Below are 12,824 nucleotides of genomic sequence, written 5' to 3'. Positions count from 1 at the left end.
CGCTACGGCTGAGCGGTGAACGAGACGAAGCGCGTGCCCTGCATGTTCAACGTGCCCTGCGCGCCCTTTTCTATCGGGTTGTACTGCCATTGCTTCAGCCGCAGCTGGATATCTTCACCTCCCTGTACCGGGCTGAACACCACCTCGTAATTCATCGGTTCATTGACCAACGGCTCGCGCTGCGGCGCGCGGGTCTTGGTGACCGGCACCGCGCGTTTGTCGCTCACCGTCACCTGCAGACTGCGCATCGGCGCGCGATCGTTTTCCGCCTCCTGCTGCCGCTGCTTGAAGTAGCGTTGCGTGGCCAGCACGGCGATCAGCGCAATCACGGCGACAAAAAATAACGGTGGCTTACTCATCGGTTTCCCATTTCCTTCGCGGCTAAATCAGCGTAAACATAGCATTCTCAAGAAAGCATTGTCGATCGCCGGCAGGCTACCTACACTGAAATGAAGAAGTGACATGGGTGACAGTTTGGAGCCGGTTGTTGCGGCTCCCTCATACATAAGGAAGACATAAATGAGTTGGCCGTTCCTTGCCGTATTCTTTTCCGGTTGGCTGTTCGTCGACGCCTCTTACCGTGGGCCGCGCTGGCAGCGCTGGGTGTTCAAACCCGTCACGCTGCTGCTGCTGTTGCTGTTGGCCTGGCAGGCGCCGGTGCTCAGCGCTGCGGGTTATCTGATCGTACTCGGCCTGCTGGCGACGCTGATCGGCGACGCATTGCTCCTGTTGCCGCGCGAACGGGTGCTGTATGCCATCGGCGCCTTTTTCCTGTCCCACCTGCTGTACACCCTGAGTTTCGCCAGCCAGATGACGTTCAGCCTGTTCTGGCCGCTGCCGCTGGCGCTGCTGGCGATCGGCGCACTGCTGCTGGCCACCGTCTGGACCCGGCTGGAAGAGATGCGCTGGCCGATCGTTACCTACGTGGCGATGACGCTGCTGATGGTCTGGCTGGCGGGCGAACAATATTTCCTGCGCAGCACCGATTTCGGCTTCTCGCTGCTGACCGGCACCTCGCTGCTGCTGCTGGCCAACGTGGTTTGGCTGCTCAACCGCTACCGCTTCACCTTCCGCGCGGCGGACGCCATCGTGGCTTTCTGTTATTTCTCCGGCCACTTCCTGATCGTGCGTTCGCTCTACCTGTAGAGACCTACCGCGGGTTCGGCGCGCCGAACCCGTTTCTTCATCAAGCCAGCGCTTTCAACGTCAAAGCATCATCCGCACCCAGCTGATTGCGGTACAGATCGCCGTCGCGCGAGAAGAACGCCAGCGTGCTGCCATCCGCCCGCAGCAGGGCGATGCCGTCCGGAGCCGGGCGCCAGCCCACGACTTCCGCCGCAAACACGCTCTGCAAACACTGTTGCCGATCCACCAGCTGATAGCCGTTGGTCTCACTTTGTTCATGCGCCAGAAACTCGATTTGGCATTGCCGTTCGCTGTCGGCCACCTGCCATTGTCCCGCCAGCGACTGCGCGGTCGGCAATGCCAAACTGCCGGCCATCACCGCACTCGTCACCATCATGCCACCCGCCGCCAAAGCGGTGCGCGCTAAAGTACCTTTCATACCGGGCTCCCGCGTCACGCCCGGCCGAGACTGCGCCGGGCGTTCCGTTGCTGTGTTACACGATAAAGTCCGTGGCGACGTCTACCTGGCCGACGATTTTCACCAGGAAGTCCGGCGCCTGATGCCCGCCGATGTTCACCGACAAATCGGTCACGTTGCTGGACGCGTTGTAGCTCAGCAGCGCCTCACCGGCCGTGCCGCTGAAGTGATCGACGAAGTGGATGAAATCACTGCTATTCGCTTCTTTATTGAAGAACGACAGGTCGATCTTGTCGATCCCTTTTTGGAAGTCGCGGATCCAGTCGGAAGCACCCGGTGCGGAATCGCTGGCGGCAGAGAACACAAAGATGTCTTTGCCGGCACCGCCCCACAGTTCATCCGCCCCGCCGCCGCCGAACAGCACGTCGTTACCCGCGCCGCCTTTCAGCACGTTGTTGGCCGCGTTGCCGACGATCACGTCGTTGCCGGAACCGCCAATGGCGTTCTCAATGGTCACACCGGCGGCGATCGAGACGTTGCCCTTCAGGCCGCCCACGTCGGAGAACGATTTCTCATTCAGGTTGATGCGCTGGTTAGCGGTATAACCGGAGAAGTCGAAGGTATCGTTGCCACCCGCATCCCAGGCCGCAAAGATCACTTTCTGCGAATTGCTGGTGGTGCTGAGGAAGTCACGACCGGTATTGGAGTTAAAGCCGTACACGGTGTCGCCGGTGCGGGTCGACAGGTTGGCGCCATACAGATGCTGAATGGCGGCAATGTCATCCAGCAGCGGAGCCGCGGCATAGTGACCGCCGTTGTCGCCACCGGTATTGGTTTCACTCCAGTAGCTCATCAGGCTGAACTGGCGGGTATCTTCCGCATAGGTGACGTCGTTATAGGTCGGGTTGCCCTCACCGGCGTTGTAGTCGCCCGGGTGGCTCAGGCCCAGCGCATGGCCAATCTCATGGGTGAACGTCTGGCGGCCGTAGTCTTCGGTCGCCGGATGCTTCACGTTGGATTGGTTGACGTTGTACCAGGTCTGGCCGCCCAAATCCTGGCCCTGCCAAATGGTGTTCGGCAGGAAGGCGTAGGCCTGGGTACCATAATCATAGTGGCCGGGACGATCCTGGCTGTAATTGCCGAAGGTGATATTGGCCTTTTGACCGGCCGCCACTTCGGTGAAGGTGATATTGGCGACGTCAGCCCAGGACTGCAGCGACAGCTTAGCCTGCTGCTGCTGTTCCGCGCTGAACTTGCTCAGCCCGGTATCGCCGGCGACGTTGGTGGAAGAGAACTTATAGTCCGGGAAGGAGAAGGTTAATTTGACCGGCTGGCCAAATACCTTGTAACCGTTCCAGGTTTGGTTCTCGCGGGTAATAAACAGCCCAGCTTGCTCGTTAGAAAATGAATCCTTGCCATTAATCTGAATCCCGTTACCCCGCTCATGATAATGCAGCAGGTCATCTACAGCATCGTAGCCGGTTGCCGCGGCCGCAAGGCTAGATTCAGTAATTTCAATTGCCTTTTTAGTAGATTGCATTGGTTCGATTCCACTCATTACCTGATTGATATCAATCAGACAGATAGACATAACCTCCCCGTAAGCCACGGTTAATAAACCTTAAGCTTGCTGGAAGGGGCTTATGCGCCGTTACCGGCAGTGTGTTAGGTAGAATTAATGCATATATATCAGCAAATAAGATCACCATTAAAAATGGTAATCGATTCCAATTATAGGCAGGGTCGCAAAACTGCACATAAAATAATCAACCATTTATTATCGCAACGAAAGTTGGTTATGCTGCTTTTTAGGCTTCTTTACAAAGCAAATGAAACTTGATGGGGATAAGTTGGCACCAAACTTCAATAGCAATGCGGCCTGCAGACTCAAGCGAATCATGCTGGCTTTACTTAGGGGAAAAGGTAAATTTCGCTAAAGCGTTATAGATTAATAACTCTTTATTATTAGGTCGGGCGATTTTTTAGTTTCTATAGGAATATTATTTTCTTATTTAAACTAACGGCAGCGAGCCTTTTCGCCCCAATAGGGGATAAGAAAAGCCGATAGATTAAAATCCGCATTATTCATTATTGAATGAATACCCCCCCTTTCTACGCTTGAACGCCGTTAGCAATAATTCTCATCCGGCGCTTGACTCTGGAGTGGACTCCAGGGTGTAGAGTCAGTTGAGCAAACCCGTTTAACAGCCCGCAGGGGGACGTTATGCACAATCAGCAAAACCATAATCATCAGGAACATCACCACGCCGAAGGCGGATGCGGCTGCAACCACAGCCACAGCAAAACTCAGCACGGCTGCAGCAGCGAACCGAAAAACGCCGCCGCACAGGCCGAACACGCCCACCATCATCACGATCATGGCGATAGCGGCTGCTGCACCGCCGCGCCCGACGATCCGGACGAGGAAAGCGACAGGCTGGCCGCCGCTCCCCCTTCCGGCAGCCAACGTTTCAGCTGGAAAGTCACCGGCATGGACTGCCCCAGCTGCGCCAAGAAAATCGAAAATGCCGTCACCGCACTCCCCGGCGTCGACAGCGCGCGCGTGTTGTTCGCCACCGAGAAACTGGTGGTCGACGCGCAGTCCGACCTCAGCCTGCGGATCCAGGATGCGGTCGCCCAGGCCGGCTTTACCCTGCTCGGCGCTCAGACCGCCAAAGCCGCCGCGCCGAAAACCTCACGCTTCGGCGAATTCGCGCCGCTGCTGCTGTTAACCACCCTGATGGTGGTCAGTTGGGTGCTGGATCGGGTTAACCCGGAGCTGGGCCGCATCGCCTTTATCGCCACCACGCTGGTCGGGTTGGCGCCGGTCGCCGCCAAGGCGCTGCGTTTGATTCGTTCCGGCACGCCGTTTGCCATCGAAACGCTGATGAGCGTGGCGGCCATCGGCGCGCTGTTCATCGGCGCCACCGCCGAAGCGGCGATGGTGCTGCTGCTGTTTATGGTCGGCGAACTGCTGGAATCCTACGCCGCCAACCGCGCACGGCGCGGGGTGAAGGCGCTGATGGAGCTGGTGCCGGAAGATGCGCTGCTGCTGCAAGGCACGGAACGCAAACGCGTGCCGGTCGCCAACCTGCGCCCCGGCGACGTGATTGAAATCGCGCCCGGTGGGCGCCTGCCGGCCGACGCCGAGCTGCTCAATCCGTTCGCCAGCTTCGATGAAAGCGCCCTGACCGGCGAATCGGTGCCGGTCGAGCGCCAACAGGGGGAGAAAGTGGCCGCCGGCAGCCTGTCCGTCGATCAGGCGGCGCAGATGAAGGTGATATCCGAGCCCGGCAAAAACGCCATCGACCGCATCCTGCAGCTGATTGAAGAGGCCGAGGAGCGCCGCGCGCCGATCGAACGCTTCCTCGATCGCTTCAGCCGCTATTACACCCCGGCCATTATGCTGCTGGCCGTCGCGGTGATCCTGGTGCCACCGTTGCTGTTCTCGCAGCCGTGGGATACCTGGATCTATCGCGGCCTGACGCTGCTGCTGATCGGCTGCCCATGTGCGCTGGTGATCTCAACGCCGGCGGCCATCACATCCGGACTGGCGGCCGCCACGCGGCGCGGCGCGCTGATTAAAGGCGGCGCGGCGCTGGAGCAACTGGGCCAGATCCAAACCATCGCCTTCGATAAAACCGGCACCCTGACCGAAGGCAAGCCGACGGTCACCGACGTGCTGCCGATCGGCGCGCTCACCGAACAGCGGCTACTGCAGCTTGCCGCCGCGGTGGAAGCCGGTTCACATCACCCGCTGGCGCAGGCGATCATCAACCGCGCCGCCGCAAGCGGGGCTGAGTTGCCGCTGGCGCAGGCGCGCCGCGCGCTGGCCGGCGTCGGCGTGGAAGGGATCGTGGACGGCAAGACCGTGCTGATCAGCGCGCCGGGCAAGCTGGCGCCTGGCCTGCTCGCCACCCAATGGCAGAGCCAGGTAGACAAGCTGGAAAACGCCGGCAAAACGGCGGTGGTGGTGCTGGAAGACGGCGCGCCCATCGGCTTGCTGGCGCTGCGCGATACGCTGCGCGGCGACGCCAAGCAGGCGATAGCCGAACTGAACGCGCTGGGCATTCGCGGTGTGATGCTGACCGGCGACAACCCGCGCGCCGCCGCCGCGATCGCCGGCGAGCTGGGCCTCGACTATCGCGCCGGTCTGCTGCCGGAAGATAAGGTCAGCGCAGTCACCGAGCTGAGCGAACTGCGCCCGACGGCGATGATCGGCGACGGCATCAACGACGCCCCGGCGATGAAAGCCTCCAGCATCGGCATCGCCATGGGCAGCGGCACCGACGTGGCGCTGGAAACCGCCGACGCCGCCCTGACCCACAATCGGCTGGTGGGCGTCGCGGAGATGATCCGCATCTCGCGCGCCACCCACGCCAATATCCGGCAAAACATCACCATCGCATTGGGGTTGAAGGGGGTCTTCCTGATCACCAGCCTGCTGGGGCTGACCGGTTTGTGGCTGGCGGTACTGGCTGACTCCGGCGCCACCGCGCTGGTCACCGCCAACGCGCTGCGGCTATTGAGAAAACGCAGCTAAGCTCTGAAACAAACACGGGCGCGGCATACCGCGCCCGTTGTCATTTGGGGGAGGAAACTTTTAACTCGGCCGCGCCGCCGTTAGACGCCTTTACGTAACAGATAACGGTATGGCGCCTGTTCGGTCTCCTGCGCCACCAGCGTGTGCTCCATAAAGCGGCAGAACCCCGGGATATCGCGGGTGGTGGCCGGATCGTCGGCGATAATCAGCAGCGTTTCGCCGTTGTCCATATGGCGCACGGTTTTACGCACCATCATCACCGGTTCCGGACAGCGCAGCCCCAGCGCGTCGAGCGTCTGGTCTGCCTGGGCAAATAAGTCAGTCATGCAATTTTTCTCGTTCAAAAACGATCGGCGAACGCTCGCCGCATCTCATTAGCGCCTAGTTTACGCCGGTAGTTTTTCTGCGCAAGATGCGTTAACGTTTGCGTTAAATTTAACCATTGCATTGGTTGCGCAAACGCGTATCATGCCGCCGCGCAGCGTTTTTTGCTGTTTTGACAAGACACACTGGGTTCCCTCACCCCACTGCTAAAAAGGCTACAACATGTATTCGTTTACCGCACAGCAGCGCTTCACCGCGTTGGTCTGGCTTTCGCTGTTTCATATCGCCATCATTACCTCCAGCAACTACCTGGTGCAGCTGCCGATCACCGTTTTCGGCTTCCATACCACCTGGGGCGCCTTTACTTTCCCGTTTATCTTCCTGGCGACCGATCTGACCGTGCGCATCTTCGGCGCGCCGCTGGCGCGGCGCATCATCCTGGCGGTGATGGTGCCGGCGCTGTTCATCTCTTATGTGATCTCCACCGTCACCTATCAGGGAGAATGGCAGGGCTTTGCGGCGCTGAACAGTTTTAACCTGTTCGTGGCGCGCATCGCCGTCGCCAGCTTTATGGCCTATGTGCTCGGCCAGATCCTCGACGTACACGTCTTCAACCGCCTGCGTCAACGCAGCGCCTGGTGGGTGGCGCCGGCGGCGGCGATGTTCCTCGGCAACATCAGCGATACGCTGGCGTTCTTCTTCATCGCCTTTTATAAGAGCAGCGATCCCTTCATGGCCAACAACTGGGTGGAGATCGCGCTGGTGGATTACAGCTTCAAGGTGATGATCTGCCTGCTGTTCTTCCTGCCGATGTACGGCGTGTTGCTGAACATGCTGCTCAAACGCATCGCGGCGCGCAGCGGCGGCCTGCAGCCGGGCTGAGTCGTGCTATTCTGGGCGGCCCTATCCTTTGGAGGCCGCTCATGACCCCAATCGTCCGCACCGCCACGCTTGAAGACATCCACCGCCTTTACCAAAGCATCCCCGAATTCGGCGGCCTGCATAGCCTGGCCGATCTGCAGCGGCGCATCGGCGCCGCCCCCGCCAGCCTGTTGATCGCCGAGATAGCCGGGCAACCGGCCGGTTTCAAACTCGGTTATCAACGGCAGGAAACGGTGTTTTACAGCTGGCTGGGCGGCGTGCTGCCGGCATTTCGTCGCCACGGCGTGGCGCAGGCCTTGTTGGCTGAACAGGAACGCTGGGCGCGGGCGCAGGGCTATCGCCAACTGACGGTCAAAACCCGTAACCGGTTCCGCGCCATGCTGACGATGCTGATCGCCCACCACTATCAGATTGTTCAGCTGGAAAAGAAAGGCGAAGTGGCTGATTATCGGCTATTACTGGAAAAAAACTTGTGACAACATCTGCCTTGCATTTCAACCTGGAATAGGTTGCGATACGACAGTGAATCCCTACCGGAAAGGAAGAAGGAAGCCCGATGCGTAAAGTAGCGAAATTGATGGGTATCAGCCTGCTGGCGCTTGGCCTCGCGGCCTGCGACGGCGAAACCAAAGACACCAAGGCGGCAACGGACGGCGCGGCGGCCAGCGCGCCGGCCGGGCAGCAGGTGAGCCTGCTGGACGGTAAACTGGCGTTCACCCTGCCTGTCGGCATGGCGGATCAGAGCGGCAAGCTGGGCAACCAGGCCAACAACATGCATGTTTACGCAGACAGCACCGGCCAGCGCGCGGTGATTGTGATCCTGGGTGACAAGACCGCCGACAGCCTGGAGACCCTGGCCAAGCGCCTGGAGAATACCCAACGCGCGCGTGACGCCAACCTGCAGGTGATCACCAACAAAGCGCTCGACGTCAACGGTGTGCCGCTGCGTCAGCTGGACAGCATCATCACCAGCGGCGGCGAGAAAGCCTATTCTTCCGTCCTGATCGGCTCGCTGAACAACAACATGCTGACCATTCAGGTAACGCTGCCGGCGGACAATCAGCAGCAGGCGCAGACCGAAGCCGAAGGCATCATCTCCACCCTGAAGCTGAAGCAGTAATCCCACAAAGGGCCGGCTTGCCGGCCCTTTCGTTTTATGCCAGCGCCTGCGCCAGCAGGGTGATCGGATGTTCGCAGCGTTTGCTGGTGGACATTTCTATCTGCCATTTGCAGGTTTCGCAGTCGGTCACCACCAGATCCACCCCGCTCTCTTCTATCTGCCGGAACAGCGGTGCGCCGATACCCTGCGACGTGGCGTAGTTCTCCGATTTGAACCCGTAGGTGCCGGCGATGCCGCAGCACTGCGAATCCAGCACCACCAGCTCCAGCCCCGGTATCTGCCGCAGCAGCTCCAGGGTGTAGGCGGTCCAGCCCATCTTCTCCATATGGCAAGGCGTGTGATAAGCCACCCGCAGCGGCGTGCGCTTGAGCGGCAGGCTGCGCCCCTGATTGATCAGACGATAGAGATAGCGCGTCGCCAGCTCCACCCGCTCGCGCACCGCAGTGGTGTCCACGTCCAGCAGATGAGGGTATTCGTCACGCAGGGTGAAGGTGCAGCTCGACGAAGTGGCCACCACCGGAATGCCGCGCTCCAGCACCGTTTCATGCAGCGATTCGGCATTGACCCTGGCCTGCTTTTTGGCCTGCTCGATAAACCCGTTGGCGATCAGCGGCACGCCGCAGCATTTCTCGCGTTTCAGCAGCTGCACGCCGATATCCAGCGCGTTGAACACCCGGACCAAATCCTTGCCCAGCTGCGGGTGGTTATAGTTGACGAAGCAGCCGTGGAAGAACGCCACCTGCTCGGCGTAACGCTGCTGCGCCTGCGCCTGTTGCCGGTACCAGCGGCGGAAGGTGCCGAACGAGTATTTCGGCAGTTCACGACGGTGATCGATCTTCAGCGCCTTGTCCAGCAGCTTGCGCACCGGTTTCAGCCCGGTGGCGGCGTTGACGATCGGCGCGAACGGCGTCGACAGCGATCCCATGATATCGGTGTGGCTGAGGATGGCGTCACGCAGCGTCGGCTTGCTCTGGGCAAAGTCGGCGCGGGCGCGCTGAATGATGTCGCCGATTTTGACATCGGACGGGCAGGCCACTTCACAACGCTTGCAGTTGGTGCAATATTTCAACGCCTCGTCGTACAGCGCCGGGTCTTTCAGCCGCAGCCGCTCGCCGTCTGGCCCCGCCTGTTTCGGCCCCGGGTAGAACGGGTTCACTTTGGCGACCGGGCAGTAGGTGGTGCAGACGGTGCATTTGATGCAGCTTTCAAAGCTGTGATCCTGATGCAGACTCATGCGTTTTCCTCCGCGGCGATCTGCTGCGCAACGTGCAGCGCACCGATCAATGACACGCCGGCGCCGCAGCCCTGCTGCAGCGGATCGTAACCGCCGGCGACCGCACCGATGGCATACAGATTGTCGAACGGCATTCCCTGCTTCATCGCCCGTAGCCTGCCGTCGGTACGCACGCCGAACTGCAGGTAAGGCTGCGGCGCGAACAGCTCGCGTCGGCTCCAGTCGGCGCGATCCGCCCGGCTGTGTACGTCCAGCCCGAAGATCGGCTCACGCACTTCATCGAAATCCGCCACCAGCCCGTTGCTGAAGAAGCTGCCGCTGGCCAGCACCACCTGCTGCGCCCGCAGCGGAATATCGCCGTGGTTGCGGGTATACAGGCCGGTGACGCGGCCGGCTTCACACTCGGCGCGCAGCACGCTGTCGCCCGGCATGAAAACGCCGCCCAGCTGTTGGAAACGCCGCCGCAACGCCTGGTGCAAGCGCATGCCGGGCACCGAAGGCGGCAGCGTCGGCAGCAGTCGGATCGGCTTGCCGACCGCATCCTGCAACACCGCCAGCGACGCGTCGTCCTCCAGGCCCAGACAGGCCGGCAGGAAGAGCGCCTCGGCCTCGCCCGCCAGCCGCCGCAGCTCTTCAGCCAACGGCGGCAGGCTTTCCATCAAATCCAGTACCCGGGCGATGTTCACCGCGCGGAACTCGCTGGGGTTATTGCGCAATCTGTCCAGCGCCGGCATGTGCAGATAGGCCACATCCGCCTCTACGCCGAGCTCGCGGCTTAAGGCGTCGGCGGCCATCTGCGGTTGGAAGTCGAGGAACCCTTCGATGCCGATCACCGCAATGCGCCGCCAGGGCAGTTGGCCGGTCAGCGGCAGCGTCGGGATCGCCTGCGGGCTGAGCCAGGTGGCGCGGCGCGTGCCGAGCGGCGTGATGCGCAGATGGTTGTTCACCCCCTCGCCCTGCAGATTCAGCCCGCAGCGTTCCAGCAGCCGCTGCGCGGCGGCGGACAGCGCCGCCACCCGGCCGGGGCCAATCAGAGAATACGGATGCTGCGGCGCCTGTTGCGCCAGCTGCGGCAGCGCCGCCAGTGGCATCTCGACCGGCGTGCCGTCCGGCAATCTCGCCAGCAGATCGAGCGAGCCGGAGGAGAAGTAGAGCGCGCTCTGGCCGGAACTGACCACCGCACAGCGTTTGCCCTGTTCGGCCACGGCAATGGCGCAGCTCAGGCCCGCCAGGCCGCCGCCAATCACCACTACGTCAAATCGCATCATCCGCCTCCTGCTCTTTGTCTGCCTGGGCCTCAAGCCCGCATAATCCCTGGTAAACCCAACTGGTAAATTCACTCTCGCGCAGCGCATCGCCCCAGGCGATCGGCCGCACGCCTTTCCAGCGTTCGTTGAGGAACTGCGACAGCTGCGCGATGGATTGCTGCGGCGTGCTGACCTTGAAGCGCGTCAGCAGTCCGGCGGCGCGGCAGGCGCAGAGTTCACCCTGGCAGGTGCCCATGCCGACGCGGGTGCGGCGGCGCAGATCCACCAGGTTATTGACGGTCAGCGAATTGACCGCATAGCGCACTTCCCCGGCGGTCACCGCCTCGCACTCGCACACCAGGCTGGTGTCGAGCCGATCGGCCGCCGGCACCTGGCTGGCGCGATCGCCGTGCCGGTAAATCGCCGAGCCGCGGATGCTGGCGGGCAGAGAAACCACGCTGCGCACCGTTTCCTCCGCCGACTGACGGGATCCGGGCAACGCGTCCTGCGCGGTGGTGCACGGACTATTTACGCCGAGCTTTTCACATACCTTGTCGGTGGCCCACTCCGCCATCAGGCGGTAGGTCATCAGCTTGCCGCCGGTGATGGTGATAAACCCTTCCAGCCCGTCGCGGGCGGCGTGATCGAGCAGCACGATGCCGCGGCTGACATTGCGCCCGCTGGGATCGTCGTCGCTGGCCACCAGCGGCCGCACCCCGGCATAGGCACGCAGAATGCGGGTCTGCGCCAGGGTGGGCGCCAGCAGCGCCCCCTCGCGGATCAGAATGTCCACCTCCTGCGGGGTCACCAGCATGTTGTCAATTTGGTCGTAGTCGATATGGGTCGAGGTGGTGCCGATCAGCGAGATGGTGTCGCCCGGCACCAGGATGTCGGCGTCCGCCGGTTTGCGGCAACGGTTGATCACCATGTTGTTGATGCGGTGACCGAGGATCAGCAGCGCTCCCTTGGCCGGGAACATGCGGATACGCAAATCGGCGTATTCGGCGATCTGCTGGCCCCAGATGCCGGCGGCGTTGACCACCACCGCTGCGTGCAGCTCATAGCGCCGCTGATTCTGATGGTCGTAAACGCGCACGCCCGTCACCCGGTCGCCGCTGCGCAACAATCCGACCACCTGGTGGTAAGTCAGGATCTGCGCGCCGTGTTCGCGCGCATCCAGCATGTTGGCGGCGGTCAGCCGGAAAGGATCGACGGTGCCGTCCGGCACCCGCACCGCGCCAATCAGCGCCGGATTAGCCGCCGGCTCCAGCCGCAGCGCCAGCTGCGGGTCGATCGCTTCGGCGTCGATGTCGGCCTGGCGACAGGCGGCGATAAACTGTTGCTGATACTCCAGCGAGTCCTGCGGCAGGGTGATGAACAGCCCATCGGTGCGCTCGATACAGTGATGCGCGATGCGTTTCAGGATGCGGTTCTCTTCGATGCACTCGCGCGCCGACTCCCCGTCGGTCACCGCATAGCGCGCGCCGCTGTGCAGCAAGCCGTGGTTGCGGCCGGTGGCGCCGGTGGCGATGTCGTGACGCTCCAGCAAAATGCAGCGCAAGCCGCGCCGCGCACAATCGCGGGCAATGCCTGCGCCGGTGGCGCCGCCGCCGATGATGATCACATCCGTTTCGCCGCCGTCAAAATAGCTGCTCATGTCGCTCCCTCAGGATCGGTAATTATGAGCCTATTGAGCCACGGTTATTAGGGTCTTTGTTTGATAAGGAACAAGAACGAACATAAAACGAAATAAAAATGTCCACAAAAAACCATCAATGTGATCATAATCACGATTTTTGGACGTTTTTCTATTTCATAACGTTAACGAATCGCTCAAAATCCGCCGTGGTTTCATGAAAGTGTAACAATTGCGCCATTCGTCACAGCGACACCAGGCGTATTTGTCGACAATGGCGCTCGTTATGGAACAC

12 protein-coding genes are annotated in these 12,824 nt (G+C 61.3%); 5 read left to right on the top strand and 7 right to left on the bottom strand.

Annotated elements, in window-relative coordinates; genetic code table 11:
* Window positions 1–2: 2 nt before the first annotated feature.
* Window positions 3–359 carry a DUF2500 domain-containing protein gene (locus tag ACOWVD_RS20110; RefSeq protein ID WP_015376283.1) on the bottom strand — a complete coding sequence of 119 codons (357 nt, stop codon included), beginning with the start codon at window positions 357–359 and terminating at the stop codon, window positions 3–5.
* 160 nt (window positions 360–519) lie between these two features.
* On the opposite strand from ACOWVD_RS20110, the gene ACOWVD_RS20105 reads away from it, so the two are divergent.
* Window positions 520–1,146 carry a lysoplasmalogenase gene (locus ACOWVD_RS20105; RefSeq protein ID WP_015376282.1) on the top strand — a complete coding sequence of 209 codons (627 nt, stop codon included), beginning with the start codon at window positions 520–522 and terminating at the stop codon, window positions 1,144–1,146.
* A gap of 40 nt (window positions 1,147–1,186) precedes the next feature.
* Here the strand turns inward: ACOWVD_RS20105 and ACOWVD_RS20100 are convergent, their stop codons facing one another.
* A complete protein-coding gene (locus tag ACOWVD_RS20100) occupies window positions 1,187–1,564 on the bottom strand; it encodes an AprI/Inh family metalloprotease inhibitor (RefSeq protein WP_004934320.1) in 378 nt (125 codons plus the stop codon).
* 55 nt (window positions 1,565–1,619) lie between these two features.
* Complete coding sequence (locus ACOWVD_RS20095) at window positions 1,620–3,083, bottom strand: serralysin family metalloprotease (RefSeq protein WP_021504810.1); 1,464 nt, start codon at window positions 3,081–3,083, stop codon at window positions 1,620–1,622.
* Window positions 3,084–3,767: 684 nt separating this feature from the next.
* Here ACOWVD_RS20095 and ACOWVD_RS20090 point away from each other — a divergent pair.
* Window positions 3,768–6,086, top strand: a complete 2,319-nt coding sequence (locus ACOWVD_RS20090; protein WP_421105750.1) for a zinc/cadmium/mercury/lead-transporting ATPase — start codon at window positions 3,768–3,770, stop codon at window positions 6,084–6,086.
* Between the two features lie 80 nt (window positions 6,087–6,166).
* Here the strand turns inward: ACOWVD_RS20090 and tusA are convergent, their stop codons facing one another.
* Window positions 6,167–6,412 carry a sulfurtransferase TusA gene (tusA, locus tag ACOWVD_RS20085; RefSeq protein ID WP_025304890.1) on the bottom strand — a complete coding sequence of 82 codons (246 nt, stop codon included), beginning with the start codon at window positions 6,410–6,412 and terminating at the stop codon, window positions 6,167–6,169.
* Window positions 6,413–6,632: 220 nt separating this feature from the next.
* Between tusA and ACOWVD_RS20080 the strand changes: the two genes are divergently transcribed.
* The 3 genes from ACOWVD_RS20080 (at window position 6,633) to ACOWVD_RS20070 (ending at window position 8,412) form a co-directional block, all read left to right on the top strand.
* Entirely contained in the window at window positions 6,633–7,292 is a 660-nt protein-coding gene (locus ACOWVD_RS20080) for a 7-cyano-7-deazaguanine/7-aminomethyl-7-deazaguanine transporter (RefSeq protein ID WP_004934310.1), read from the top strand.
* Between the two features lie 41 nt (window positions 7,293–7,333).
* Entirely contained in the window at window positions 7,334–7,768 is a 435-nt protein-coding gene (locus tag ACOWVD_RS20075; protein ID WP_197763965.1) for a GNAT family N-acetyltransferase, read from the top strand.
* A gap of 80 nt (window positions 7,769–7,848) precedes the next feature.
* Window positions 7,849–8,412: a DcrB family lipoprotein gene (locus ACOWVD_RS20070; RefSeq protein ID WP_015376277.1), complete on the top strand. Its 564-nt coding sequence runs from the start codon at window positions 7,849–7,851 to the stop codon at window positions 8,410–8,412.
* A gap of 34 nt (window positions 8,413–8,446) precedes the next feature.
* Here ACOWVD_RS20070 and glpC read toward each other — a convergent pair whose 3' ends face one another.
* The 3 genes from glpC to glpA are packed head-to-tail and all read right to left on the bottom strand — an operon-like array spanning window position 8,447 to window position 12,550.
* Window positions 8,447–9,646 (bottom strand): anaerobic glycerol-3-phosphate dehydrogenase subunit GlpC, encoded by a 1,200-nt coding sequence (gene glpC, locus ACOWVD_RS20065; RefSeq protein ID WP_421105749.1) that lies wholly within the window; start codon window positions 9,644–9,646, stop codon window positions 8,447–8,449.
* On the bottom strand, window positions 9,643–10,911 hold the full coding sequence (glpB, locus tag ACOWVD_RS20060; protein ID WP_049241589.1) for a glycerol-3-phosphate dehydrogenase subunit GlpB: 1,269 nt from the start codon (window positions 10,909–10,911) through the stop codon (window positions 9,643–9,645). Before glpB ends, glpC begins: the two co-directional genes overlap by 4 nt.
* Window positions 10,901–12,550: an anaerobic glycerol-3-phosphate dehydrogenase subunit A gene (gene glpA / locus ACOWVD_RS20055; protein WP_021504814.1), complete on the bottom strand. Its 1,650-nt coding sequence runs from the start codon at window positions 12,548–12,550 to the stop codon at window positions 10,901–10,903. The genes glpB and glpA overlap by 11 nt, the downstream gene beginning before the upstream one ends.
* Window positions 12,551–12,824 lie beyond the last annotated feature (274 nt).

The organism is Serratia sp. SA088 (assembly GCF_049065515.1).
Classification (GTDB): domain Bacteria; phylum Pseudomonadota; class Gammaproteobacteria; order Enterobacterales; family Enterobacteriaceae; genus Serratia; species Serratia nematodiphila.
This window is presented reverse-complemented; position numbering and strand designations above follow the sequence as displayed.